This window comes from Lysinibacillus sp. RS11 (assembly GCF_042019215.1).
Classification (GTDB): domain Bacteria; phylum Bacillota; class Bacilli; order Bacillales_A; family Planococcaceae; genus Lysinibacillus; species Lysinibacillus xylanilyticus_A.
Map to the genome: position 1 here is coordinate 4430967 of NZ_CP168124.1, position 26262 is coordinate 4457228.

The window sequence follows — 26262 nt, forward strand, 5'->3', positions numbered from 1 at the left end:
AACTTTATAGATTATGTTGTATCTTAGTTGCCTCTAGTTTTTTCGCGATGTCCGGATTTTCTTCCATTACCTGTACAAGATCCGCAATTCGGTCGATTGAATTCCAACTTAAATGATGTTCGATTCCTTCTACATCATCGTAAATACGCTCTTCATCTACACCAATGATTCGCAAAAATTGCTCTAGAAGCTCATGGCGCTGTACAAGACGTTTTCCAAGCTTTTCTCCTTTGGGCGTCAATGTAAGTCCACGGTATTTTTCATAAACTAAATAACCATCTTTATCTAATTTTTGAACCATTTTTGTAACAGAAGAAGGAAGAACAGATAATGCTTCAGCAATGTCAGACACACGGGCATACCCTTTATTAGCGATTAATAAATATATTTGTTCGATATGGTCCTCCATACTAGGTGTTGGCATATCCTATTCCCTCTCTTTCCTTTTCTTACTCTCTAGTTTACTACAAGCTTGGCTTAAAAGTTAACTGAAAATACATATGCCAGAAAAACACTACATGGGCAATCAAAAAAGGGCCAGCTTCATCTAGAAGTTGGCTCCACTTTATGTCGAGGATGCTTATTTACCACATGTAATGCATGAATAATCTCTTTATTAATTCGTTCGATATTTTCAGGAGTATTTATCACTTTAAACGCTTCATCTCGGGATTCCAAAGATGTAACATACTTACTAGGCAATGCATTCAGTGTAAGTGCCACTGCATCAAGTTCACAGATTTCACATTTACAAAATGTTTGATATTCCGGTCCTCGTAGTAGAAAGCTTACTAAACCACGCACAATTTCCTCTGTAACATTTACTAAAATAGGATCTGACATATTCAAACCATCGCCTCGTTTATATTATTGTTACATTATTCCTGAAACCATAATAGCGGTAACAAGGTTTTTTTTCAAGAATCACTAGTAGTATAAAAACGACTAGCTTCTTAGCGAGATTAATGACCTACATTTGTCACCGAATCACATCTTATTTACTACTTCTTAGTTTTGATTAATCGTAATGAATTAAAAACAACTAGTAATGTAGCGCCCATATCTGCAAAGATTGCAATCCATAATGTTAACCATCCCGGGATAACGAGTAACAGGGCCACTACTTTTAAGACTAGGGCAAATATAATGTTCTCTTTAATGATGCGTAATGTTTTTCTACTTAAACCAATTGTATATGGAAGTTTCGATAAATCATCACCCATTAATGCGATATCCGCTGTTTCTAGTGCTGCATCAGTGCCAGCACCTCCCATTGCAATGCCAACATTGGCTGAAGCAAGTGCGGGTGCATCATTGACACCATCTCCTACCATCGCCACTGCGCCAAACTGTGCACGTAAATCTTTAATGGCCATTAATTTTTCTGCTGGTAATAAACTTGCTCTCACATCTGTCATTTTTAAAGAAGTTGCAATTGCCTGTGCTGTTGGTTCTGCATCGCCTGTCAGCATAACTTTATGCTTTATTTTTAGACCATTTAACTTATCCAAGACATCTTTACTCTCTTGACGTAATTGATCAGCAATTCCAATCATCCCAATATACTGATCATTACTAACAGCTGCTACAACTGTTTTACCCTGTTTTTGAAGTTTTTTAACCTGTTCTTTTACCATCTCATCAACAGTCGTTAAAGTAGCAATCCATTTTAAGCTTCCTACATAGATTATTTGGCCATTAACCGTTGCATAAGCGCCCATACCTGTTACGGATTGAAAGTCTGTCGGTATAAGCTCTGTTAAATTTTTATCATGCAATGCCTGCAAAATAGCTTTAGCTAATGGATGTTGCGATTGTTTTTCAACTGCTGCTACCAGCTGTAAAACACATTCCTCAGACATCCCTTTCGCTGTAAAAATATCCGTTACAGCAGGTTTCCCTTTTGTCAGTGTACCTGTCTTATCAAATGCTATTGCTTCAATATGACCGAGCTGCTCTAAATGAATACCTCCTTTAATAAGAACGCCTTGTCTAGCGGCATTCCCAATTGCTGTAACGATAGCAACTGGTGTAGAAACAACAAGTGCACATGGACAACCTACAACAAGGACTGCTAATCCTTGATAAATCCAATGTTGCCAATCACCTATAAATAAAGGTGGTATAACGGCCACTAGTAAGGCAATAATCATAATTGCCGGTGTGTAGTATTTCGCAAAGCGATCAACGAACTGCTGTGAAGGTGCTTTTTCTGCCTGTGCCTCTTCAACAAGATGAATAATTTTTGCAATTGTTGTGTCCTCTACTCGCTTTGTCACACGTACCTCTAAGGCACCTTCTTCATTTAAAGTACCTGCAAATACTTCATCATCGACCGTTTTATTAACAGGAATAGATTCGCCTGTAATCGCTGCCTGATTCACTGCTGACAATCCACTCACTACAATTCCGTCCATAGCAATCTTCTGACCAGGTTTAACGATTAAAATATCCCCAATTTCAATTTCCTCAGTTGGTAGCTCGAATTCATGGAAATGCTCACCATGTGCCCGCTTTACTGTTGCCGTTGGAGGAGCGATATCCATAAGCTGACGAATTGATTGACGTGCTTTATCCATCGAATACGCTTCAAGTGCCTCACTAACCGCAAACAAAAAGACAACAACAGCCGCTTCTTCCCATTCTCCTATAATAGCCGCACCTATTATGGCAATGGTCATCAGCGTCTTCATATCAAATTCAAAGCGTGCTAGATTGCGGAAGCCTGTTTTAAAAATGCCAATTCCCCCAACTAGAATCGCGATAATAAACATCCCAATAGCCAGTGGATCCGTTTCACTACGTATTGCCCCAAACACATATCCTAGCACTACAAATAACAAGGAAATACCAGCTAATATATTTTCTATTTTTCGATAAAAAGGTGTTGATTTTCCAAGTGTTTTTACTGTTGAATGGGATACTTTTATGCCGTCGAAAGCACCTGCCTCTTCAAGTTGATCAACGCCAATATCACCAATAACTGTTATTTTTGAAGCACCGAAATTAACTTGTGCATCCTGTACCGCTGGAATAGCTTTCACATTTTTTTCGAACTTTGCTGCACAGCTGGCACAAGACAAGTTTTGTAGCCTGTATTCTTGTTTAGTTGGCGTCGCTCCCATTTACAATCCCCTCTTTCACATGTTCATAGGCAACCGTTACAATTTGATACACATGCTCATCAGCTAAAGAGTAATACATCTGCTTTCCTTTACGATACGATTTTGCTAAGTTATTATCTTTCAAATAACGTAAATGATGCGATGCTGTTGCTACTGACGAGCCAATAATGGAGGCAACATCACAAACACATAATTCATCCTCGACCGTTAAGGCATATGCAATCTTGAGTCTTGTTTCATCAGATAATGCTTTTAAAAATTTTGCTACTCCTGATAGATCTGGCATTTGCTGTTGTACCTTTTTGACCGCTTCTTCGTTAACATGCGTTACTTCACATACTTCTTTTTGCATTTCCTCACCTCATTCAAATGTTCGTTTGATTGTTTTCACTATAGCATAATATTCCATCATATTCAAATGAGTGTTTGAATGTAAATGATGTATATCTTTATTACTCCAATTAATTTTAAATTCACATAAGCAAAAAAATCAGTGCACAAAATGTACACCGATTTTTAATAGACACTAGTTATTAAGCTGTAATTCGATTGGACAATGGTCACTACCCATAATATGTGAATGAATATTTGCCACATCAATTTTGTCTTTTAATCTCTCAGACACAATAAAGTAATCAATACGCCACCCAATATTACGCTCGCGTACTTTATTCATATAAGACCACCATGTATAGTGATCTCTTGTATCTGGATGCATATAGCGGAATGAATCCACAAAACCACTTGCCAATAGCTCAGTCATTTTTGCACGTTCTTCATATGTAAAACCTGAATTACCAACATTCGACTTTGCATTTTTTAAATCAATTTCCATATGTGCAACATTTAAATCGCCACAGTATACTATCGGTTTCTTGGCATCTAGCTCTTTTAAATATAGCGCTAACCGATCCTCCCACTCTAAACGAAGAGGTAATCTAGCTAAATCACGCTGTGAATTTGGGGTATAAACATTCACTAAGTAAAAATCTTCATACTCTAATGTAATAATTCTCCCCTCTTCTTGTGATTCATCCTCACCAACGCCATAACGTACTGCAAGTGGCGTATGCTTTGTAAAAATCGCTGTACCTGAATAACCTTTCTTCTGTGCATAATTCCAATATTGCTCATATCCCTCAAGTGAAATCTCCACTTGTCCAGCCTGACACTTCGATTCTTGAATACAGAAAAAATCTGCATCTACGTGATTGAAAAAATCTAAAAACCCTTTACCCAAGCAAGCTCGAATTCCATTGACATTCCAAGATATAAATTTCATTTACTGTTTCACTCCTCAAAAAACGCCCTCCGCCATTAGCGAAGAGCGTAGAGTTTTATAAGTCATCACCAACGATTTTTACTTCTGTTTCTAAATCGATGCCAAATTTTTCTTTAACTACTCGTTGTACCATGTCGATTGTTGCAATATAGTCAGTAGCCGTTGCATTACCTTTATTAACAATAAAGCCTGCATGCTTCGTTGATACCTCTGCATCACCTACACCTTTACCTTGTAAGCCACTATCTTGAATAAGCTTACCTGCAAAGTGACCTGGCGGGCGCTTAAAAACACTCCCTGCAGATGGGTATTCTAACGGCTGCTTAGATTCTCGCTGAAACGTTAAATCAGCAATTTTTGCATCAATTTCTTCCTGCACACCTTTAGCTAATTGAAATTCGGATGATAATACATAGTAACCTTTTTTAGCAATGATACTTTGACGATAACCAAGTTCAAGCTCTTCTTTCGATAATATTAAAATGTCGCCTTCTCTTGTTAGCACTTTTGATGAAATAATAATATCCTTAATTTCGCCACCATATGCACCTGCGTTCATTGCCATAGCTCCACCTATTGAACCCGGGATACCACATGCGAATTCAAAGCCTGTTAAAGATGCTGTTGCTGCAAGCTTTGATACATCTTTTATAAGCGCACCGCTTTGCGCGTAGACATGGTCACCATTAATATGAATTTCATCTAAAAGTGAAAATGTAACAACGATTCCTCGATGACCGCCATCACGAACGACCATATTAGATCCATTACCTAACATTAATAATGGTATATTATTCATGTTAGCATAACGAATAACCGTTGCTGCCTCATCCTCTGTTTCAACAAGAACGAAAACATCCGCTTTACCACCTAATTTTGTCATAGTATATTGCTGTAATGATTCATCTAACTTAATATTGGCCGGATTAACGCTCTGTGCTAAATCCGTCACCCATTGTTCTTTTGTCATGAAGCTAATTCCTTTCTAACGTCCTTCTTACTCCTACACTAGTATGGATATAGAACCCTAATTTGACAAGTGAAATGAAGGGTATTTTTTATCTCGCCTTAACAGACAGCGAGGCTACCTGTGCAGAGATGATGAATATCATAAAGAAAATTCGTGGTCATTCCTAGTGACATAAATAGCCGATTGTTCACCCACCATCAAAATTCCAATAGACCTACACTAAAGCCAACTCGTTGCCCATGATTCAATATTGCGGATTGCCCCTTCTAATGCCCGACCTTTATCTGTTAAAGAATATTCTACACGCACTGGTACCTCTGAATACACTCTGCGTTCAACAAGCCCTTCTTTTTCTAGCTCTTTTAAACGTTCAGATAATAAACGACCACTAACAGGTAATGCAGATTCAATCTCATTAAAGCGCTGTGGTCCATCTAATAATTGATATAAAATTAGCCCTGTCCAGCGTTTTCCGATTAAATCCATTGCTTTAGCTAAACGAGGACATAAATTTGTCTCATTCATTATTTTCACCTCTTATGTACTCTATTGTAACGATTAATTTAAGAAAAGTAAATTTGAAGTAACTTATTTACTTATCGTAATTTATTTATTATTTTATATTTAATTACCAAAAATAATTTATAAGTTTTATTAATGGAAAACTATGTACCTCTATGCTCAAATAAAGCAAGGATATAGAAATTAACCTTGGCCGACCACTTCATGGATGACCATGGAATCTAATGACTACATACTACTTATAGATGCACCCGCCTTTAAAATTATGACCACTTTATTAAGAGCGATCGTCTAGAATTAAAAATGAGTGGTCGTGATTATGGGCAACTTGCAGATGGAGATTTTGCCATGTTAACATTTCAAGGAACAAGGTATCAGACCTTTGAACGACATAAAAAGGAGAGCAGCGATTCATTCACACTCTCCTTTTCATTTTCATTATTTAATTAAATATTTACCAAAGCCGCCTTCTGTATCTCCTAAATATTCGATATTGCTGCCTGCAGGAATGACTTTTTGTGCATCCTTAGCAGAGTGGTAAATAATTTTTGTATTTGCTGGGAATGGTGCAAATGACCAGTTATTATCCGCAGCAGGATTAATTGTTTTGTTTTCCATGATGTAGTCAATAACAGCTTGGCGATTTTCGTACGCATAATTTGTTACATTAGAGCCATCTGTATTTTTGAATGTAGCACCATAAGAACCACCAACACGGTAGTTGTTTGTAATAATGATGAATTCTTGATTTAGATCAATTGGTTTACCGTTATATTGTACGTTTTTAATACGGTTTGCTTTTTCGTCTACTAAGTCACCACGACGATCATATTTAGGCGGTGAAGTTACATCAATTTGATATGTTAAACCATCTAATACATCAAAATTGTAAGAACGTGCTTCTGGGTCAATAATGTTTTGTTCTTCCGTTTTATTCGGATCGATTGTAGCAAATATACCAGCAGCCATTTCTAACCATTCAATGGCTTGTGCTCCTGTTACTTTAATCGTTGAAACAGTATTGTCAAAATGATAGATGTCTGCCATATTTTTAATCGCAAGCGGACCTACAGGAATGTTTGTATAATCTGCAGGGTTGTTACGTGAGCCTGCTTTGAAAGGTGCACCAGCTGAAAGAAGTGGTGTGTTTTCATCAGCAGTACCTTTTAATTCTTTTTCAACAAACCATTTTTGAGCTTGCGTCACGATTTGAATTGAAGAATCGTCTTGAACCATTGAGAAGTAACTATGAATCGGTGCTTTTGTCTCACCAACAGGTTGACGAATATACTTTAACGTTCCTTCATGCGCTTCTTTAACTGCATCTAAAACTGCTTTAGATGGTTGTAAGCCTTCTTGTTTAATAGAACGGATAGAACCTTGTCCATCCACTACAGCCCATTTAGAACCTTGTTGTTCTAGCTTTAAGTCGATGACTCCAAGATAGCTACCATAGCTTCCTGCCATTACAGTAGGTACACCGTTAATTGTACCTTTTTCTTGGTCAACATTTTTCAGATTTTTATAGTCCCCTGGGAACGTTAAATGAGAGTGACCTGTAATTAAAGCATCGACACCCTCAATCTCAGAGATCTGGTATCCAACGTTTTCGGCACCTTTTACATAAGTGTCCTCACCAATACCAGAGTGTGAAAGAACCACGATTACGTCTGCTCCAGCCTTTTGCATTTCTGGTACAACTTCTTTTACCGCTTCAACTGGTTCTTGCATTTCTACCTTACCTGCTAAATGGATCGCATCCCATTCAACAATTTTCGTAGGTACGATACCTGTAACACCAACTTTAAGTGTGTGCTTTTTACCCGTATTATCTACAACCTCTTTATCAAGAATGACATAAGGTGAAAACATACGTTTTTTTGTTTTAGCATCGTAAGTGTTAGCATTTACGACTGGATATTTTGCATCATTTAATACTTCATCTAAAAACTCTAAGCCATAGTTAAACTCATGATTCCCTAAAGTTCCACCATCATATTTCAGTACGTTAAGTGCTGCTATAGCTGGATGAACCTCCCCTGGCTTTAAAGGGTTTTCTAGCGCTTTATAAGATCCTAATGGCGTTCCTTGAATTAAATCGCCATTATCAAATAATAATGTATTCGGGTTCTCAGTACGAGCTTGTTCAATTAATGTAGCAGTGTTTGCTAAACCTACAGTAGCTGATTCAGCATCTAAGAAATAATTGTAATTTACAAGGTTTGTATGAATATCTGTTGTACCTAAAATTTGAAGATCCACTGTAGTTGCAGATGTAGGTAATTTGTATTCAGCTACAAAACGTTCAACAATGCTTTGCATTTGCTCAGTTGTTACATAGTCACGAGGACGAATTGTGTTATCCTCAAAGCCTTGTAATATGTTTGCTGCAACAGCATTTGCTAAATCTTGCTTATGTGTGCTAGCAACTTGATCTGCATCTTTAAACTGATCTAATACAGAAAGTGGAGCGTTTTCATTGACTAATCCACGAGCAGAAATAACAAATGCTTGTTGACGTGTCAATTTATCGTTTGGACCAAACAATGTCGCAGTTTTACCTTTAATAAGTTTTAGTTCTACTGCTTTTTCTACATACGGGGCTAAATCCTTAGGGACATCAGTGAAGGCAAGATTAGAACCATCACCTAGCTCGACATTTAAGCTTTCCACTAATTCTTTCACGTAATCTCCACGTGTCACATCGTTTGATGCAGCATTTGCGGAAAATCCAAATGGCAACACCGTGAATAGAATAAGTAACATCGCAAAGAATTTAGTTATTATTTTCTTATTCATGTAACAGCCTCCTATAAATCTAATATTTTCCTACGATTTCTATTATATTATACTAATCTGTATTTTTACTGAATAAATAGTCCTAATTGTATGTAATTTTAGAAGAATAGCTAAACACTTTACCTAAAAATGATCGATTAATATTATGACATAATCATTTATTATAATCTGATGTTATTAAATGTAAATCAATAAAAAGTGCCTAGTACCAATACGTCAGACCTCCTTACCACTACCGTACCTCTATGAAAGAAGTAAAAAAAGTCCTCTCAAATTAGAGAGAACTTTTATCAATAAATAATTTATTATACATTTACAGTTTGTAAAGATTGAGCTACTTTTTTTACTGCCTCTAGGCCATTTGCAATAATCTCTTGAGCTTTATCTGGTGAAGCATTATGACCTTCAATGATCACTTCTTCAATAATTTCCATCCCAAATATGCCACCAACAACGTTTTTAATGTAGTTAACTGACATTTCCATTGGCTGAGCTTCTGGTAATGAATAGTAACCGCCACGAGCATTTAAAATAATAGCTTTTTTGTCAGTCATTAAACCTACTAATTGACCGTTTTCATTATATTTAAATGTATAACCAGATTGGAATACATAATCAATGAAAGTTTGTAAAGTTGCTGGAATTGTTAAGTTCCAAAGAGGGAAAGCAAACACGACTACGTCAGCTGCAGTTAAAGCATCCATAGCTTTTTGTTTAGCCGCTAAAAGACGGGATTCAATGTTAGTTAACTCTTCACCATTTTGTACTTTACCAAAAGCATTGAAAAGATCTTGACCGAAATAAGGCATGTCTTCTGCGAATACGTCAAAAGTCGTTACATTTACACCTTGTAGATTTTCTATAAATGTGTCATACATTTTTGTTGAAATACCGTCAGGACGGTTGTTAGCTTTTACTACTAATACGTTCATTATATAAATTCTCCCTTTAAATTCACAGTTTAATTTATCTCGAATTCAAGATATATTAGTATCTTAAAAAATTCTCTATTAAAAGTCAACGCTAGTAGACTCAGACTTTTGACTGAAATGTTGGAAGTGACGGGTTCACCATTAATCTGATCAGCTTCCTTCCAAAAGTAATCGGGTCCTATTATTTTTTACTTTTCTCCGACAGAATTAAAATTTACAGCTATCATCTGTACAAACTCCACCATCTTCAGACCCTGCGACCTTTAATCCAGATTGTAAGCCTTCTTCCTCTGCTACTTTACGCAAAGTTTCTTCAAAAACTTCTTGAGGTTGTGCTCCTGAAATACCGTACTTACGATTTAACACAAAGAACGGTACGCCTCGTACGCCAAGTTGTAGCCCCTCTTGTATATCAGTCTCTACCTCTGTTTTAAAATCATCGCTAGAAAGTACCTTTGTCACTTCTTCACGATTCAAACCTACTTGCTCAGCAATATCGATTAATACGTCATCCTGCCCGATACGCTTTGCTTCGATAAAATAATTGTGTAACAATGCTTCTACCAGCGCTGTCACATCCCCTTGCTGTTCCGCCCATTTTACTAAACGATGTGCTTTTAATGTATTTTCTTCCATTAGCTTATCGAAGTTATAGTCCAGACCAACCTCTTTCGCACGAGCAGCAACACCTTGCGCCATTTCCTTCGCTTTTTCTAGCGTCATCCCGTACTTATTCGCTAAATATTCATACGTAGACAAATTTGTATCTTCAGGCGTTGTTGGGTCAAGTTGATAACTTTTATAAACGAGCTCCACCTGTCCTGCAAAACCAGTATCCTGAATAGCCTGCTCTAATTGTTTTTTACCAATATAACAAAATGGGCATACATAATCTGACCAGATTTCAATTTTCATAACGAGTCACGCTCCTTTTGCTACATTGTAGCGGCAATCCTGACATTAAGGCAATTTTTCTGCTTCATTGCATAAATTTTCAAATCAATCTACATACTGAACTTAAAAACAATGTGAGGTTTATGTATGACACAATCTCTTTGGCTGGCAACAACTGATCCCGTCTCCCTAACATCTCTTCCTGCATCAACGACTTGTGATGTATGTATAATCGGTGGAGGCTTGACGGGACTATACACTGCCTATGTCTTAGCAAAATCCGGTGTAGATGTAGTCTTGCTTGAGGCAAATTCTCACATCAGTCATGGTACGACTGGTAACTCAACGGGAAAATTAACTGCGCAACATAGCTTAGTTTATGGCAATCTAATAGAAAAACTTTCTGTAGATGAGGCACGGCTCTATTATCAGCTCAATCAACTGGCTGTTGAAAAGGCTTTACAGTTGCTCCCTAAGAAGAGTATTCAACAAGTAGATTCATTGCTTTATTGCCAAACTAAAGAAGGCTATGCCCAATTATTAAAAGAATGGAATGCCTATAAAGTATTAAATATTACGGCGAAAATCACTTCTGATACAGAGCTTCCCTTTCCGATAACAAAAGCGCTAAGTATGTCCCAGCAAGCTCAAATAAATCCTGTAGAGGTTTGTAACTTCCTTGCAAAAGAAGCGCAATCGTTGGGAGCAAAGATTTATACAAATACCCGTGTTCAGCATTTAAACATACCACAAAATAACTTACAAACCGCAAGTGATATGTCGGTTCAATATAACAAGCTTGTTTTGTGCACACACTATCCCATCGAAGCCTTTAAAGGGCTACAGCTTTTTAAACTATCTAACAGTCGCTCTTATATGGTTGCTGCTAAAATTACTGATACCCTGCAAGGACAATATTTATGCGTAGATACTCCTACTCGCTCTATTCGGACGGCTACCATTAACGACGAGCATTATTTAGTATTAGGTGGTGCTAATCATATTGCAGGTGAAACAACTAATACGGAGCCCTATTATGAAGCTATTCAAAATGAAATGAAGGGGCATTTCGATCAGGATCCAATCTATCGATGGTCAGCGCAAGACATTGAAACACCTGATATGGTACCTTATGTCGGCAGGATTACGCAGTCCTTGCCTCATGTTTTCATTGCAACTGGCTATCGAAAATGGGGAATTTCTAATTCTTTTGTAGCTGGAGATTTACTATCCTCTCTAATAACTGGGGCAAGGAATGAGGATGGAGCAATGGCCCTTTATTCACCAGCACGTACGAAATTTGGCGCTCAGTTCATGCAAATGCTAAAGGTAGGCGGCTTCGTTGCAAAGGAGTTTGTATCTGGTTATATTAGACATGGCAATGCACCAACTTGCACGCATTTAGGCTGTAAAACAAAATGGAATGAAGCCGATGAAACTTGGGATTGCCCTTGTCACGGCTCCCGTTTTAATGCCCAAGGTGAAGTACTTGAAGGCCCTGCTGTGCATCCATTAAAGCTAGATTAAAAAAAGAGGTTGCCTTTTTTAGGGCAACCTCTTTTCCATTATTTCAATGCGTCAGTTAAAACTGGAACGATTTGTTTTTTACGAGATACGACACCTGGTAAAATTACTCGATTATTTACAAGCTCAGCACCAAATCCTTTTGCTGCAGCCTCTGCTACTTGTCCAATAGCAACAGCTGTTGAGTCATTGTTTAAAATATCTGTTACAACGAAGAAGAATAGGTCTAAGCCATTTTCAGCTACATTTTTGTTTAACAAAATTTCTAGTTCCTCTTGGCGGCCAAGCACATCGTTAATATCGACTGCGTTTACCTGAGCTACTACAGATTTATATTCTCCGAATTGGAATTCTTTTGCATCTAAAGATAAAAGATCTTCTAATGATTTATCTGAAAGGTCAGCCCCTGCTTTAAGCATTGCTAATCCGTATTCAGCAACATCAACACCTGCAATTTTAGCTAGTTCCTCACCAGCTTTTACATCTTGTTCTGTGCAAGTTGGAGATTTGAATAATAATGTATCAGAAACGATGGCAGAAAGCATTAATCCAGCGATATTTGCAGGGATTTCTACGCCATTTTCCTTGAAAATTTTGTTTAAAATTGTTGCAGTACAGCCTACAGGTTCTGCACGGTAATATAGTGGATCAGCCGTTTGGAAGTTAGCAATACGGTGATGATCGATTACTTCTGTAATTTGTACTTCTTCAATGCCATCAGCTGATTGCTGGAATTCATTGTGGTCTACAAGAATTACTTTTTCTGCTTCCCCAACTACCGAAGAAATTAATCGTGGTGCCTCAAAGCCAAATTTGTCTAATGCAAATTTTGTTTCATTATTCACTTCCCCAAGACGTACAGCTTCCGCATCTACTCCGATTTGTTGCTTTAAATATGCATATACAATAGCAGACGTAATTGTGTCTGTATCTGGATTTTTATGTCCGAAAACTAAAACTTTACTCATTAAATTTATTCCTCCTAAATGGCAATAACATTTGCATTTTATTTTATCATACCTTATGAGCTAACATGATATAAAGTGAAAGTTTGTCTTTAATAGGTTCTCCTACATCTTCATGTATTTATACGTTTTAACAAATAGTCATCCTCGATGACTATTTCTTAATCATCATTAAATTTATTATATTTATCTACTTTTTCCATCCCATTTTTAACATTTAATAATAACAATATATAGTTCATTAAAAATTTTTACTATAAATAGATATATAGTTGCGTTTTTATATTTAAGAAACCATAATTTTATGCTATCATCAGGTATCTATATTTTAGGGTATACAGGAAATGGGGATTACGATGACAAAGAAGATGGAAAAAAAGTATATTCCTTTAGCAAATTATTTTGAAGTAGCATTACAACAAGAAATTACTTTATCTTTTAACGAACTAGAAAATATTATGGGACAAGCTTTACCAAATGCAGCATACTTAAATAGAAGCTGGTGGAAGAAAACAAAACCCCCTCTTTCTCACTATTTGTCATGGACAAATGCAGGCTACTATGTAATTGATGTAAAGCTCGGCACTAGCGTAACTTTCTCGCGTACACAAATGAAGACTACAAGCAATATTAAAAATGAAGATCACCAATCTGCATACATAATTCGCGCATTGGAAGCATCAGACGCTAGATCATTTATTCATTTGCAAGAAGAAATTTTCCAACAAACTGACTTCATGTATAACATGCAAAATGAATTAGATCTTACCGTTCAACAGCTTCGTAAGGATTTAGTCTATTGGAAACAGCTGAAAAACCGTACGATTTTACTCTGTATATTAAATGGTATTTTTGCTGGCTATGCCGTCATCCATGGATATAAACATTCTAAAGTTAAGCATGTTGCAGCAGTCCACTTAGCTGTTAAAGAAGAGTATCAACAACAAGGAATCGGTTCAGCTCTTATGAAGGCAGTTGAAAGCTGGTCTAAACAGCGACATATTTCGCGCTTAGAATTAACTGTTATGGAGCATAATGATCGTGCTTTAAATTTGTTTAAAAAACTAGGGTTTCAGCAAGAAGGTATTCGATTAAATGCTATTAAACTAAATGATGCCTTTATTAACGAATATAGCTTAAGTAAAATTTTATAAGCTTCTTTTTCAAAGATGTCTAAAAATTATTTGGACATCTTTTTTATGTATAGCCCTGTAATAAAAAAAAACGCATAGATACGTATCGTACATTTTCTACGCGTTAATATATACTTAGAAAACTTGCTTTTCTCTTGCCGCATCTAAGAATAATAAATTATTTTCTACTTGCTCATACGATTGCTGATATTTCTCATATTGCGCCTTATCCTGACTAACCATTTCCTCAATTAACGCATGTAAAAACGAAAACAAAACTGGAATAACGTCCAATGCAGATTGCTTTTTCATACCAAGTGTAAATAACGCACTTGCATATTCCCGAAAAGACGACAACGCCGAACAGGTAATGGCAATAATTCTTGCCTTTTTCTTCTTTGCAATTTCTACAATCGTTTGAATATCATTAGAATGCTTGTCCCACGAAAAAACTATTAACGTTGTTCGCTCCCCCATACTGTTAATTTGCTGTACAATATCATCAGATTCTGAGCGAAGCTGTTTCACATTTGGACGTAAAGTTGTCAGTGTGGACGATAACCAATTTGCTATGGACGCAGCTTGACGAGTACCTAAAATGTAAACATTATCTGCCTCATGCATCCATTTCGAGCTTTTTTGAAGCATATGATCGTTTATCAAATGAATTGTATCTTGAATATTTTGAATATCACGTTGCATTACCTTACCAAAACTTGAAGTATTCCCCTTGCTTGAAGAATATGTAGGTTGAAGACTCAGCTCATCATTTTGAGTCATTAAGTAGCTTCTAATTTCATCTTGAAGCTCTACATAGCCCGATAAATCCATCGCATAACAAAAACGAATAACTGTCGATTCACTAACATTCGCCTGTCTACCAACTTCAGCTGCTCCGTTCCCAATTACAGCTGAAGGGTTATTCATAACAAATTGTGCAACTTTACGCTGTCCCTTCGACAACCTAACAAATCTTCTTTTTATTTCTTCATTAATACTCATTTCTAACAACCTTTCTTTCAATGAAATTTCAAGAATGGAGATTGTTTCCTACTGACGCTAAATTATGATTAAAAATACAGTATCACGATTACAATTTGAATACAATGACTTTTCAGAAAAATCTTCAATGCTTTAACTTGCTAATATAATAGTTCGCGAAAAATGACATTGCATCAATGTTATTCATAGTATCTTTATCAACATAATCTAACAGCTATAATTTTGTATGGATTTGTAATTCTAACAGATACATAAAATAATTTGTATAAAAATTTATAATATCTTATTTTTATGTATTTAATAAAGAAAATTAATTACGCTTTATTGTATCGGCATCATAAGCATATAAAAATGTCTTGGACGATAGTTAATCCAAGACATTTTCCATTTTATTATTCTAATTCGATTTGCTTCGTCTCTTTCCCTAAAAACAGTACACCGACAACTCCGATAATGATAGATCCACAGAAAATCGCAAAGATAAAGCCAATATCATAGCCAGCCGTTAATAAAGAACCTACTAACAGAGGTCCAAAAATACCACCAATGCGCCCTACAGCTGCTGCCATTCCTGCACCTGTACCTCGAATAATGGCAGGATACTGCTCTGGTGTGTAAGCATAAAGTGCACCCCATGCCCCTAAGTTAAAGAACGATAAAAACATCCCTGACCCTAATAGTACTGCTATTGTTTCAGCATTACCAAAAATGAAAGCACTTACAGCTGTACCCATTAAATAGGAAACAAGTACAAACTTCCGTCCAAATTTTTCTATAAACCATGCTGCTGTAAAATAACCAGGTAGCTGCGCAAACGTCATAATAAGAACATATTTAAAGCTCGTAATCATATCAAAGCCCTTACCAACCATTACACTTGGTAGCCATAAAAACATACCGTAATACGAAAATACAACCGTAAACCATAACACCCATAACATAAGTGTCGAGCGTGCATATTTTTTAGACCAAACATCTCGAATATTTTGTCCAACGCTTCTTTTTTTTGACTCCGCCTTCACTGTAAATTGTGGTGAATCTGGTAAGTGCCAACGAAGATAAATTGCATATAATGCCGGAATTGCTGTTAACAATAAAGCAACTCGCCATCCCCATGTAGGAATAACGAAGTACGAGATTAGTGCAGCGATTAACCAACCGACTGCCCAAAAGCTTTCCAGTAAAACAACCACTCGCCCACGCTCTTTTGCTTCTACACTCTCAGAAACTAGCGTTGATGCGACTGGTAATTCTCCTCCTAGCCCCATGCCTACCAAAAAACGTAGTGCCATAAAAGCTGCTAATGTAGTTGTAAATGCAGACAAGCCACTTGCAATAGAGAATAATACAAGCGTCCACATAAAAATTTGCTTACGTCCCACTTTATCAGCAAACACGCCGAAAACCAACGCTCCTACAGCCATCCCAATCGAGTTAATGCTACCTATCCAGCCCGATTGACTTGGTGTTAATCCCCATTCAGCTGCTAATGCTGCAATAACGAATGATAATATTCCTACATCCATTGCATCGAAAAGCCAGCCTACACCTGCTACTCCCAAAAGTTTATTGCGAGAAATAGATTGTTGAGACTTACTCGCTGTTACTCTATTTGTTGTCATTTTAACCACCTGTCTTTACACTTGACTTTACATTGTTACATTTACTATACAGTTGTTTCAAGAAAGTGACAAGTAAAATTCAAATTACCGAATTGTTTCGACAATTTATGAAATGCTATTGAAAACATAGGGCAATTTGCGTTAAAATGTCTTTTATACAAAAACAACTGTTCTTTCTATAAGAACAAAAGGAGATCGTAAACGTTATGTGGAAAGGCCTTATTGAAGAATATAAACAATTTTTACCCGTAACAGAAAACACACCTGCCCTAACTTTAAACGAAGGTAATACACCTCTTATACATTTAGTAAATTTATCTAAAAAGCTTGGCATTGAACTCTATGGAAAAATCGAAGGTGCAAATCCAACAGGCTCATTTAAAGATCGTGGTATGGTATTTGCCGTTGCAAAAGCTATCGAGGACGGTAGTAAGTGCGTTATTTGTGCCTCTACTGGTAACACATCTGCAGCAGCAGCAGCTTATGCAACACGTGCTGGAATTCAGTCTATAGTTGTTATCCCTAAAGGAAAAGTAGCCCTAGGTAAGCTAGCTCAGGCGACAATGTATGGTGCAAAAATTATTGAAATCGATGGTAACTTTGATGATGCATTGAATATTGTTCGCCAAGTGAGTGAAACAACTCCTGTGGCACTTGTAAACTCTGTAAATCCATACCGTATAGAAGGTCAAAAAACAGCATCATTTGAAATTGTAGATGCTTTAGGAGCGGCTCCAGATTATCTATGCATCCCTGTCGGTAACGCAGGTAATATAACGGCATACTGGAAAGGCTTTAAAGAATATGACGCTGCAAAAGGCTCTGGTCTACCAAAGATGTTTGGCTTTGAAGCTGAAGGTGCAGCTGCGATTGTAAAAGGTGAACCAATTGCAAATCCGGAAACAGTGGCAACTGCGATTCGTATCGGTAATCCTGCAAGTTGGAAATTTGCCGAGGCTGCCCGTGATGAATCAGGTGGAATTATTGATTCGGTTACAGACGAAGAAATTTTAGCTGCTTATAAATTAATTGCTGGCACTGAAGGAATTTTCGTTGAGCCTGGTTCGGCGGCTTCATTAGCTGGTGTTATTAAATCAGTTGAAAATGGCAAAATTGCAAAGGGCTCTAAAGTTGTTACAATATTCACTGGTAATGGCTTGAAAGACCCTGATACTGCAATGAACGTCTCAACTGTAGATGTTGTCTCACTTAAAAACGATGAAGAAGAAATTCGAAAATATATCGAGGGCGTACTATGAGTAACATGTGGCAAATCTCAGTTCCTGGGAGCACAGCCAATCTAGGACCTGGCTTTGATTCAATAGGACTCGGCTTGTCTCTTTACTTAAAACTAACTGTGTCTTTACAAGATAGATGGGAAATTATCCACCTTGACGATAATGGTCCTAAAGAGTTTGAGCTTGAAGAACACTTACTATACGTGATTGCCAAAAAAATTGCTGATCAATACGGTAAGCAGCTACCTGCCTGCCGTGTTGAAATGGCAAGTGAACTTCCTTTAGCCCGTGGTTTAGGGAGCAGTGCTGCAGTAATCGTTGCTGGAATTGAACTTACTAATCAAGTCTGTGCGCTAGGCTTAACTGTACAGGATAAACTCAATTTATCCTCACAAATCGAAGGACACCCAGACAACGCAACAGCTTCCGTATTAGGAGGATTAACAATTTCATCAATGGATGAGAACGGTGTTGTGGATACACTCCATGTAAATGATATTGATGCTTCCTTTGTTGTATATGTACCTGATGTCGAACTAAAAACAAGTGAATCTCGTTCTGTTTTACCAGAACAATTTGATCGAGCATATTCGGTGCATGCTTCTGCAAATGCTAATATGTTGGCTGCGTCATTAATGGCTCGTGATTTTGAGCGTGCAGGACACTATATGGAAACAGATTTATTTCATGAGCCTTTCCGTGCCAAACTAATTCCACAATATAAAGAAATTCGTGCAGCCGCAAAGGCTAACGGTGCATTTGGAACAGCCTTAAGCGGCGCAGGACCAACGCTGATTTCCATCATCCCTACTGCTATTGCACAGAATTTCGTAAATGCCATGGAAAATCAATTCCAAGAGCATCAAATTATCTTAACAAAAGCCGATGAATATGGTGTACAGGTAAATTTTGGACGTCTACTATAAAAGTAGGCGTTTCTTTTTGAAGGAGGAAGTAGCTTGAAACCAATTATATTCTGTGATTTTGATGGCACGATAACAGAAACTGATAATATCGTCTCACTTATGACTCAATTCGTACCCGAGGAATCTGAGAAAATTGCTAAAGCAATGATGAAACAAACAATATCCTTTAAAGATGGCGTATCAGCAATGTTCGAGCTATTATCAACTAAACAAAAGGATACTGTTATTCAATATTTACTGGATACAGCCATTATACGTGAGGGCTTTGGTGATTTCGTTCGTTTTGCACGAGAAGAACATATTCCGTTTTACATTGTTAGTGGTGGTGTCGATTTTTTCATTGAGCCACTACTAAAAAAATATGGCCCCTTTTCTGGTATATATTGCAATAGCGCCGATTTTTCAGATCAACAAATTAAGCTAGTCTTTCCCAATAGCTGCGATGAAGAATGTGAGAAATTTGAGACACAGGGCTGTGGCTGTTGCAAACCAAGCGTCATGCGAAAAGTGGCACAGAGCGATCATTTTAAAATCGTGATTGGAGATTCCCTTTCTGATTTTGAGGCTGCAAAACAGGCAGATTTAGTACTTGCTAGGGATTATCTTATTAAACGCTGTGAAGACCTTCATATTCCTCACAAGCACTTTGAGACATTCTATGATTGCTTAGACGCTGTAAAAGAGCTTATTAAGGTAAACAAGGCTATTTCAAAATAACCATAACAAAGGGAGCCTGTCTCCATTTAAGACGGCTCCCTTTGTAAGTTCATGATTTATTATTTACTTTAAAGTGTCTTTTGCGACGTTCATACCAAATGACACAGATTATGAACCAAGTATAACCCATACTCCATCCAGCCAATACATCTGAAGCAAAATGACGAGCTCCAGCAACCCGAGACAAGCCAATAAGCACTGTTAATATAATTGCCCCAAGCCAAAGCAACGTCTTACGTCCCTTACTATTATTCTCCGAAAATATATAAGCAATTGTAAATAAATACAAGATACCTGTCATAGAATGCCCTGATGGAAAGCTAAAGGATGTTAATTGTTCTTCAATTTCAGGTCTTGGTCGTTGTACCCATTTTTTCAATAATTGGTTAAGAACGTTTCCAGCTGCAATTGTTAATAAAACAAATAATATAGCTCGGTAATTTTTTTTCTTCCATGCTAAATACACAACTAATAATATCGCTACAGTTACTACAAATGCCGGTTCTCCTATATAATGAAAAAACTCTATAAAACGATTACCGAAAAATAGATCTGCCATTTTATTATCAAAATTAATGATCCACTTACTTTCATAATTAGCACGTAACACAAAAAAGGTAATTAGCGTTAATATCGCCAAAGGATATGCCCATTTCTTCACTTCATACTTCACCTCAAAACTAGTCATGCCATGTTGTTTTATTTTTCACATCATAACATATTTAAGTAAGTTAGAGGTAAATTTACTATTTAACTCAACGAGCTCCCTCTTTCTAGGGTAATGACAAATGTTTTTTTGTCAGGTTTATTAAAATAATTTGAAAGTACCAACGCAACGATAAATAAGATTGCAACAATAGATATTATCTTTCTAAACAAAATAAACACTTCCTCATCCCTCAATATCAAATTCAGTTTGAATTATTTTAATAATACAGGATCAAATAGCCAATCCATTGGTCCAAAGTTTGTATCCTTCTCGCCTTTTACCTCACGAGATATATTGTTTTGAATAACCAATTCTCTAAATTTTCTACTAAACAAAGTTTTTCTATACAAATATCTTCCATCATGGCTCCATTCTGCCGAGAAGAATATATCACCTGTTAAGTTTGTTAAATTTTCATACTTATAACTATCAGGTCCGTTGATAACCCCACTTAATCCGCAACGACACGGAGGTTGCTCTGTCGCAAAATACAACTTAACTCTTTCAGTGCTACATTCAGGTAATACTTGTGTCGGTATAATTTGAAAAGCTTGTTGCTTCCCTTCTTCCGGTCCTTGATGAATTACCTCTAAAAGATCATAGCCTCTAATATTCTCTCGCTTCATTAAGTTCACTAATTCTTGTGAAGCTACCCAATATCCACTCACATGTACTAGATGGCGATCTCTCATTTGTGTTGTATCTATCACCAATGGTGAAAGTTGCTCTTTTTCTAAAAGTCCACAATGTTGGCAATAGGTGCTTATAGAAAATAAAGTCCCTCTATCTTCTATAAACATATCAGGTGAGTTACCTGTTGAGTTTAATGTAAACAATGGTGCTTGCTCATATTCACTCTCCGAAAAATCAAAGTAAAAACGTTCTCCAATTGAAACAATCCCTAATTCGCGTTCCAATGATTTATATAATGCTGCTACATGTTCATATGTTAAATTTTCATTTAATGTAAAAATAGGATTAAATGATGCCTTTAAATTCTTTTTTCTTATTTCAGGGGCATCAATACAAATCCCATAGCGATTATACACTTTAATGACTTGCTCTTGACTAGATTCATCTATAGAAAATAAATTTTCAAGTTCTACTTTCAAAATACACGCCTACCTTTATATAAAGTTTTATGGTGAAGTATGTTGACTAGCTAGTATCTTAAAAAATCTACAATCTCTACTTTATTCATAGATAGCCAGGCTGCTTATTTTAAACGAAATCTTATATATATTATTACTCACTATAACAAATCTACTTACCACGATTATCTTAAGCGTACCAGTACTAACACCGATATTTCAACGGTGGGTTTACGCCATTTTTTTGGCGGTGTTGCCCCAATTTTTGGCGTGATTTGGCGGGCATCAAAAAACACCGCCAAAAAATGGCGGTGTTTCAAAACAATATAGGTATTTAACATTATAATTAAAGAAAAATTAACCAATTTAATAGATAGTATTTTAAATTCACCCAAACCTTAACAAATGTCATCTGCAACTTTTGAACAAGAACCAAAAAATACCAACATCAATAACTTTAACATATAGCTAAACTATAGTAAATTCATTCTTTCTGCAAGATTTACAGCATCGGTACGAGAATCTACATTCAACAAAGAAAACAACTGTGTTAAATATCTCTCTGTTGTTCGCTGAGGAATATTTAACTCTAATGCAATTGCTTTGTTCGTATGTCCTTTTGCAATCAATCTTAAAATTTTCTTTTCTTTTTCATTTAAGTGGATATCGAGCTTCGCATCCTGCAGTTTAAATCGATTATCGAGAAAATCCAAGAAATTTTGCGGTAAAACAATTTCACCATTTGCAATAGCTCGTACAGTTCGTAATATTTGTTCTTTGGAGGCTGTTTTAGCTAAAATACCTTCTATTTTTCGTTCCAAAATAAGTGGATAATAATCTGTAATATCATCACCTGTATAAAGGATAATTGAAGCATTTGACTGGATAGCTTTTATGTTGCGGGCTAAGTTAATACCATTTTCAAATGGCATATTTATATCAATTAAGTAGATATCATACGGCTTGTTTTTAATTCTCTGTATGACATGAGTTGCATCACTTTCTGTATCAACTATAATATCTTCATTTTCTTGAAATAATTTTTTCGTTCCCTCTAACACAATAGGGTGATCATCCACTATAAGCATCGTAATCAAGTGTGTCACTTCCTTCTTTTACTGTAATTCTAATAGACATTCCTTCATTCACTTGTGAATCAATGTAAAAATACCCGTTAAAGGCCTTTACACGCTCTTGCATACCCCGAATTCCCATCGATTCTGCCACAATAATATCATCAACATTACAGCCTACACCATCATCCTTATAAATAATTTTAAAACCATCGCCAGTTTCTTGAAGATGAATGGCAACTGTTGTTGCATAGGAATGTTTCATAGCATTGTTGAGTAATTCTTGAAATAATCGATAGATCATTAAATTCATACGCTCATCCTCTAAATAAAGACGATCTATCTTATAAAACAACTCAAAGCTTGCTCTTTCTATTACTTTACGAATTAGCTTTTCTAATGCTGCATTTAGCCCTAATGTATCTAATAATGGAGGCTTCAAGTTTTCACAATAAGCTCTTAATTCATGTAAAGACACAACCATCTGCTTATGAATCTTCACAAGTTTTTGTTGAATATCGGCAGGATCCTTTGCATTTACCAGAACATCAACTTCCCGAGCAATATGTAGCTGTTCTTGTAAATTAGTGTCATGTAATTCTTGAGCTAATTGATATTTCTCCTCTTCAAATCTTAACCATAGCAGCTTGTTTAACCAAGGTAATTGACTATCATCTGCCTGTCTCATATGCTTTAGTTCCTCTAACAGTTCTTCCACCATCTTTGTATTTTCAATAAAATTATTTACATATAATAAAAGCAATTCAAGCCATAGAAGCTCTTCATCTTTTATATGAATCGAGTTATTATGTTCCAATACTAAGGCTCTTTTAAAATGAGCATCTTGATGGAGAAAGGCTAAGTAGATGTTCTCAATTTTCCGTATTTCCCCTAATTTTATATCCTCTATTAACGCTGGATTAATTGAAAGCCTTCCCTCAATCGTTGAAGTAAATTGATTAGTGTCATAGTCATAGGTTAATACAAATACCTGCTCTAGCTCAAGATGTAATGAAACCTCATGTGCAAACTTCTCTAGAAGCTCATTTATTTTAATCGTTTTACCAATTCTATCTACAGCAGTATATAGTTGATGTATATAATCCCCTTTTGTCGAAAATAAAATTTTCCGTTTTCGATAATCGACCTTCTCTTTTATGTAAAAAAGAAAAATTAACGATGTAAAAGTAAAGCATGAAACACATGTTAATACGGGTATAGTTAAATATTTTCCTGCAATCCAATACAAACCTACTGTAAACCATAACGTAAATATCAATGAAAAGATTATATAATAACGAAGTCTTGTAATATGGTATTCAATATCAAATAATCGTTCTGCTAACTGTGTAAAGATAAAGCTAAAAGGAATAAGCAATAAAAATAAAGAGCTAGTTTCACCTGAAAGAATATGCTTATCAAAAAAAATTTCAGGGAGTGAATACAAAAAAAGAAATGGCAGAAATGGTATCAGTATACTACTTAACAATATTTTCAACTTAGGTGATTTATATTTGAAATAGCTTAGTAATAAGATACTAAGTATAAGAAGAAGAAGAATAAAGAAAAGGGTTAATACTACATCATTAAAAAAATAATAAGAAGTTGGATAGAAAACACTAATACTGGCCAGTAAAAAAGCGATTACTGGGAATATATAAAAGAATTTAATGTTATTTGTAAACAGCCAATTTATTTTTATAAATAAATGATAATCTCTTAAAAAATGTAATAATAAGACTAAACATAATATCATACTGCTACGATTTACTATAATCCCAATTCCGTTTACTCTACTAGATACTCCACCACTTACATAAGCTAATGCAACAGTTAGCATAAAAAGAATAAGTAAGTTAGTAAGCTTTGTATTTTTTTGATTAAAATGTAGATAGAACGTAATGAATAGAGTTAAAACATAATAACAAGCTGGAATTAAGAATATATAGTAGAATTGGTGAGGAATATCTAAATGTTTGATATGTATGTCTTGTATATCTCCATTTGGCTTCATTATTGTTATTTTATTAGCCGCCATTATTTTAGATTTATATTTTAGCTGATTTAGATGATCCATTGGCACATCATCTACTCTTAAAATAACATCATCTGATGAGATATTTCTCCATCCCGTCCAGTCTTTATAATAGGGCTGCGTTACTCCCCACTTGCCATTCTCTTTTTCTACCTTAATTTCTAATAACGGCACGCTATAACTCACATAATTCAGATAAAGACCAATCACTAAATAGAGCATTATAGCGGGCCAAAATAACTTACTACTCAACGTTTTTACTCCCAAAATTTACTATCCAATTCTATTTCACTACTAAACGCATCTAAAGTTGCTTTTTGTTCTACAGACGAAATTCCAATCAATGAGGCTTTTTGTGTTTTTAATGGAGCAACTAGGTCTGGATTTTGTTCTAGATATTGAATTACATTCATCAAACAACTCTCTCCTCATTTCATTAGTTTTTTTAGGAAGTCTTTACCTAATTCGTTTATAGCCACATTTTCAAGATGATTTAATGCTTTAAACTTGTAAACATTTTTTATAGTAATGGCATATCGTATTGCACCACCATGTGTCAACTCGTTCTCTGTAGCATTATTATCCAAAATTGCCTCTATATCACCGTTGTAATAATTTATTACAGCTTTAGAAACATCATTTTTCTGTGATAAAAGATAAATAATAGGCAATGAGTATCTTTTATTTAGCAGATCATTTTTAGGTCCCCAAGCTTTTAAACTTTGAACATCATTTTTGATTTGTTGGATAATACCTATGTATTTCCCATACTCCTCAACCTCGGAAGATATTTCTCCTTTTGCAAGCACTTCACCAATTAAACAACCCATTGCTGTTAAAGAACCAGACTTTTGGTCAATCATTTGTAAATATGATTGCTCATCCCTACAAATATTAAGTAAATCTAGCTGCTGACCATTTATACTCCGTAATGCATATTCTTCTAGTATCTGAATAGCAGAACCTTTATGTTCGAAAGAAGTTCCACTTATAATTCTAGAAGCCATAACTAGCATAGATATAGCAACATTTAATGATAATTCAGGTGTTTTACTCCAGCTATAGTTCGAATCCTGATCCTGTATGTCATCGATAATATCAAAGGACAAAATTAAAAGTTCAATCGCTGCAGCAATTTTATAAATGTCCTCGTTCAAACAATCTGTAAATGCTTCATAATGCCAATAACAAATTTCACCAAACGAATAACCAACTTCTTTTTTTTCTTCCTTAAAGCTTTTAAGCATTGATCGTAGTTCATAACCTATCAATGCCTCGTTTTTAATAAGAATGTCCAATGATTCATTAATCCGTTCGTTCAGTCCCTTCAATATTCCTCTCCTCCCCTAAATATATTATCAAATAGTATACAGATTAATGGGAATTAATACTATACAAAAAATATAAAGTAAATATTTTACATATGTACTCATCATCAAAAGTAGTAATGATATATGTTAAAACGTATAGCATGCACATTAAGTTAGTTGGCGTTTAGCCGGTCAACTCTTTAGGAATCAGCGGTACAGATGAACTCTGAAGCGAGCTACTAGAGGAACGAAGGTGTAAAGCACTCAGTAAAAAACGAAAATCAACCCCACGTTATGGCGATGACTCTATATACCGCCAAAAAGTGGCGGTATATCTGGAAACCACGCCATTCTTTTGTTAAGGAATAGTGAAAAAAGTGGCGGTGTTGTATG

The 26262-nt window shown here is 35.8% G+C and carries 25 protein-coding genes; 6 read left to right on the forward strand and 19 right to left on the reverse strand.

Annotated features, from left to right (window positions below):
- Nucleotides 1–4: 4 nt before the first annotated feature.
- From mntR to AB9L17_RS22860, 7 genes are all read right to left on the reverse strand, one after another.
- A complete protein-coding gene (mntR, locus tag AB9L17_RS22830) occupies nt 5–424 on the reverse strand; it encodes a transcriptional regulator MntR (RefSeq protein ID WP_068984888.1) in 420 nt (139 codons plus the stop codon).
- Nucleotides 425–543: 119 nt separating this feature from the next.
- Complete coding sequence (locus tag AB9L17_RS22835) at nt 544–843, reverse strand: late competence development ComFB family protein (RefSeq protein WP_375200828.1); 300 nt, start codon at nt 841–843, stop codon at nt 544–546.
- Between the two features lie 158 nt (nt 844–1001).
- Complete coding sequence (locus AB9L17_RS22840; protein WP_068984890.1) at nt 1002–3125, reverse strand: heavy metal translocating P-type ATPase; 2124 nt, start codon at nt 3123–3125, stop codon at nt 1002–1004.
- A complete protein-coding gene (locus AB9L17_RS22845) occupies nt 3106–3477 on the reverse strand; it encodes an ArsR/SmtB family transcription factor (RefSeq protein WP_068984891.1) in 372 nt (123 codons plus the stop codon). Before AB9L17_RS22845 ends, AB9L17_RS22840 begins: the two co-directional genes overlap by 20 nt.
- Before the next feature lie 174 nt (nt 3478–3651).
- Nucleotides 3652–4407, reverse strand: coding sequence for an exodeoxyribonuclease III (locus AB9L17_RS22850; RefSeq protein WP_068984892.1), 756 nt, complete (start codon nt 4405–4407; stop codon nt 3652–3654).
- Between the two features lie 55 nt (nt 4408–4462).
- Nucleotides 4463–5377: a UDP-N-acetylmuramate dehydrogenase gene (murB, locus tag AB9L17_RS22855; RefSeq protein WP_223553956.1), complete on the reverse strand. Its 915-nt coding sequence runs from the start codon at nt 5375–5377 to the stop codon at nt 4463–4465.
- Nucleotides 5378–5596: 219 nt separating this feature from the next.
- Nucleotides 5597–5902, reverse strand: a complete 306-nt coding sequence (locus tag AB9L17_RS22860; RefSeq protein ID WP_068984894.1) for a winged helix-turn-helix transcriptional regulator — start codon at nt 5900–5902, stop codon at nt 5597–5599.
- 273 nt (nt 5903–6175) lie between these two features.
- Here AB9L17_RS22860 and AB9L17_RS22865 point away from each other — a divergent pair, with 273 nt between their 5' ends.
- A complete protein-coding gene (locus AB9L17_RS22865) occupies nt 6176–6349 on the forward strand; it encodes a hypothetical protein (protein ID WP_375200829.1) in 174 nt (57 codons plus the stop codon).
- Here AB9L17_RS22865 and AB9L17_RS22870 read toward each other — a convergent pair.
- From AB9L17_RS22870 to AB9L17_RS22880, 3 genes are all read right to left on the reverse strand, one after another.
- A complete protein-coding gene (locus AB9L17_RS22870) occupies nt 6338–8698 on the reverse strand; it encodes a bifunctional 2',3'-cyclic-nucleotide 2'-phosphodiesterase/3'-nucleotidase (RefSeq protein ID WP_068984895.1) in 2361 nt (786 codons plus the stop codon). The two genes, AB9L17_RS22865 and AB9L17_RS22870, sit on opposite strands and share 12 nt — an antisense overlap.
- A 305-nt stretch (nt 8699–9003) precedes the next feature.
- Nucleotides 9004–9630, reverse strand: a complete 627-nt coding sequence (locus tag AB9L17_RS22875; protein WP_223553960.1) for an FMN-dependent NADH-azoreductase — start codon at nt 9628–9630, stop codon at nt 9004–9006.
- A 207-nt stretch (nt 9631–9837) separates the two neighbouring features.
- Complete coding sequence (locus AB9L17_RS22880) at nt 9838–10545, reverse strand: DsbA family oxidoreductase (protein WP_068984897.1); 708 nt, start codon at nt 10543–10545, stop codon at nt 9838–9840.
- Nucleotides 10546–10671: 126 nt separating this feature from the next.
- Between AB9L17_RS22880 and AB9L17_RS22885 the strand changes: the two genes are divergently transcribed.
- Nucleotides 10672–12051 carry an FAD-dependent oxidoreductase gene (locus AB9L17_RS22885; protein WP_223553962.1) on the forward strand — a complete coding sequence of 460 codons (1380 nt, stop codon included), beginning with the start codon at nt 10672–10674 and terminating at the stop codon, nt 12049–12051.
- A gap of 38 nt (nt 12052–12089) precedes the next feature.
- Here the strand turns inward: AB9L17_RS22885 and AB9L17_RS22890 are convergent, their stop codons facing one another.
- Nucleotides 12090–13016, reverse strand: coding sequence for a manganese-dependent inorganic pyrophosphatase (locus tag AB9L17_RS22890; RefSeq protein WP_068984899.1), 927 nt, complete (start codon nt 13014–13016; stop codon nt 12090–12092).
- A 353-nt stretch (nt 13017–13369) separates the two neighbouring features.
- Between AB9L17_RS22890 and AB9L17_RS22895 the strand changes: the two genes are divergently transcribed.
- Nucleotides 13370–14167 (forward strand): GNAT family N-acetyltransferase, encoded by a 798-nt coding sequence (locus tag AB9L17_RS22895; protein ID WP_068984900.1) that lies wholly within the window; start codon nt 13370–13372, stop codon nt 14165–14167.
- 114 nt (nt 14168–14281) lie between these two features.
- On the opposite strand, the gene AB9L17_RS22900 is transcribed toward AB9L17_RS22895, so the two are convergent.
- Together AB9L17_RS22900 and AB9L17_RS22905 are read right to left on the reverse strand one after the other, a co-directional pair.
- Nucleotides 14282–15148 (reverse strand): MurR/RpiR family transcriptional regulator, encoded by an 867-nt coding sequence (locus tag AB9L17_RS22900; protein WP_068984901.1) that lies wholly within the window; start codon nt 15146–15148, stop codon nt 14282–14284.
- Nucleotides 15149–15540: 392 nt separating this feature from the next.
- Entirely contained in the window at nt 15541–16770 is a 1230-nt protein-coding gene (locus tag AB9L17_RS22905; RefSeq protein WP_375199825.1) for an MFS transporter, read from the reverse strand.
- A 206-nt stretch (nt 16771–16976) separates the two neighbouring features.
- Here AB9L17_RS22905 and thrC point away from each other — a divergent pair, with 206 nt between their 5' ends.
- The 3 genes from thrC to AB9L17_RS22920 are packed head-to-tail and all read left to right on the forward strand — an operon-like array spanning nt 16977 to nt 19651.
- Nucleotides 16977–18029, forward strand: coding sequence for a threonine synthase (thrC, locus tag AB9L17_RS22910; RefSeq protein ID WP_068984903.1), 1053 nt, complete (start codon nt 16977–16979; stop codon nt 18027–18029).
- Nucleotides 18026–18934 (forward strand): homoserine kinase, encoded by a 909-nt coding sequence (gene thrB / locus AB9L17_RS22915; RefSeq protein WP_068984904.1) that lies wholly within the window; start codon nt 18026–18028, stop codon nt 18932–18934. Before thrC ends, thrB begins: the two co-directional genes overlap by 4 nt.
- 33 nt (nt 18935–18967) lie before the next feature.
- A complete protein-coding gene (locus AB9L17_RS22920) occupies nt 18968–19651 on the forward strand; it encodes a 2-hydroxy-3-keto-5-methylthiopentenyl-1-phosphate phosphatase (RefSeq protein WP_068984905.1) in 684 nt (227 codons plus the stop codon).
- A gap of 49 nt (nt 19652–19700) precedes the next feature.
- Here the strand turns inward: AB9L17_RS22920 and AB9L17_RS22925 are convergent, their stop codons facing one another.
- The 6 genes from AB9L17_RS22925 to AB9L17_RS22950 form a co-directional block, all read right to left on the reverse strand.
- Complete coding sequence (locus AB9L17_RS22925; RefSeq protein ID WP_223553966.1) at nt 19701–20312, reverse strand: phosphatase PAP2 family protein; 612 nt, start codon at nt 20310–20312, stop codon at nt 19701–19703.
- A 260-nt stretch (nt 20313–20572) separates the two neighbouring features.
- Nucleotides 20573–21472, reverse strand: a complete 900-nt coding sequence (locus tag AB9L17_RS22930) for a hypothetical protein (RefSeq protein WP_223553968.1) — start codon at nt 21470–21472, stop codon at nt 20573–20575.
- Nucleotides 21473–21924: 452 nt separating this feature from the next.
- A complete protein-coding gene (locus AB9L17_RS22935; protein ID WP_223554057.1) occupies nt 21925–22539 on the reverse strand; it encodes a response regulator in 615 nt (204 codons plus the stop codon).
- Complete coding sequence (locus AB9L17_RS22940; protein ID WP_223554059.1) at nt 22523–24781, reverse strand: sensor histidine kinase; 2259 nt, start codon at nt 24779–24781, stop codon at nt 22523–22525. The genes AB9L17_RS22935 and AB9L17_RS22940 overlap by 17 nt, the downstream gene beginning before the upstream one ends.
- Before the next feature lie 35 nt (nt 24782–24816).
- A complete protein-coding gene (comX, locus tag AB9L17_RS22945; RefSeq protein WP_068984909.1) occupies nt 24817–24975 on the reverse strand; it encodes a competence pheromone ComX in 159 nt (52 codons plus the stop codon).
- Between the two features lie 12 nt (nt 24976–24987).
- Nucleotides 24988–25890, reverse strand: coding sequence for a polyprenyl synthetase family protein (locus AB9L17_RS22950; protein WP_068984910.1), 903 nt, complete (start codon nt 25888–25890; stop codon nt 24988–24990).
- Nucleotides 25891–26262: the final 372 nt, after the last annotated feature.

Excerpts from the sequence above, each read along its gene's own strand:
- AB9L17_RS22905 (WP_375199825.1), bottom strand. The coding sequence starts at position 16,770 with ATGACAACAAATAGAGTAACAGCGAGTAAGTCTCAACAATCTATTTCT.
- AB9L17_RS22850 (WP_068984892.1), bottom strand. The coding sequence starts at position 4,407 with ATGAAATTTATATCTTGGAATGTCAATGGAATTCGAGCTTGCTTGGGT.
- AB9L17_RS22875 (WP_223553960.1), bottom strand. The coding sequence starts at position 9,630 with ATGAACGTATTAGTAGTAAAAGCTAACAACCGTCCTGACGGTATTTCA.
- AB9L17_RS22870 (WP_068984895.1), bottom strand. The coding sequence starts at position 8,698 with ATGAATAAGAAAATAATAACTAAATTCTTTGCGATGTTACTTATTCTA.
- AB9L17_RS22940 (WP_223554059.1), bottom strand. The coding sequence starts at position 24,781 with ATGCTCTATTTAGTGATTGGTCTTTATCTGAATTATGTGAGTTATAGC.
- AB9L17_RS22880 (WP_068984897.1), bottom strand. The coding sequence starts at position 10,545 with ATGAAAATTGAAATCTGGTCAGATTATGTATGCCCATTTTGTTATATT.
- AB9L17_RS22845 (WP_068984891.1), bottom strand. The coding sequence starts at position 3,477 with ATGCAAAAAGAAGTATGTGAAGTAACGCATGTTAACGAAGAAGCGGTC.
- thrC (WP_068984903.1), top strand. The coding sequence starts at position 16,977 with ATGTGGAAAGGCCTTATTGAAGAATATAAACAATTTTTACCCGTAACA.
- AB9L17_RS22860 (WP_068984894.1), bottom strand. The coding sequence starts at position 5,902 with ATGAATGAGACAAATTTATGTCCTCGTTTAGCTAAAGCAATGGATTTA.
- AB9L17_RS22895 (WP_068984900.1), top strand. The coding sequence starts at position 13,370 with ATGACAAAGAAGATGGAAAAAAAGTATATTCCTTTAGCAAATTATTTT.
- AB9L17_RS22885 (WP_223553962.1), top strand. The coding sequence starts at position 10,672 with ATGACACAATCTCTTTGGCTGGCAACAACTGATCCCGTCTCCCTAACA.
- AB9L17_RS22840 (WP_068984890.1), bottom strand. The coding sequence starts at position 3,125 with ATGGGAGCGACGCCAACTAAACAAGAATACAGGCTACAAAACTTGTCT.
- AB9L17_RS22935 (WP_223554057.1), bottom strand. The coding sequence starts at position 22,539 with ATGCTTATAGTGGATGATCACCCTATTGTGTTAGAGGGAACGAAAAAA.
- thrB (WP_068984904.1), top strand. The coding sequence starts at position 18,026 with ATGAGTAACATGTGGCAAATCTCAGTTCCTGGGAGCACAGCCAATCTA.
- AB9L17_RS22900 (WP_068984901.1), bottom strand. The coding sequence starts at position 15,148 with ATGAGTATTAATGAAGAAATAAAAAGAAGATTTGTTAGGTTGTCGAAG.
- mntR (WP_068984888.1), bottom strand. The coding sequence starts at position 424 with ATGCCAACACCTAGTATGGAGGACCATATCGAACAAATATATTTATTA.
- murB (WP_223553956.1), bottom strand. The coding sequence starts at position 5,377 with ATGACAAAAGAACAATGGGTGACGGATTTAGCACAGAGCGTTAATCCG.
- AB9L17_RS22890 (WP_068984899.1), bottom strand. The coding sequence starts at position 13,016 with ATGAGTAAAGTTTTAGTTTTCGGACATAAAAATCCAGATACAGACACA.
- AB9L17_RS22835 (WP_375200828.1), bottom strand. The coding sequence starts at position 843 with ATGTCAGATCCTATTTTAGTAAATGTTACAGAGGAAATTGTGCGTGGT.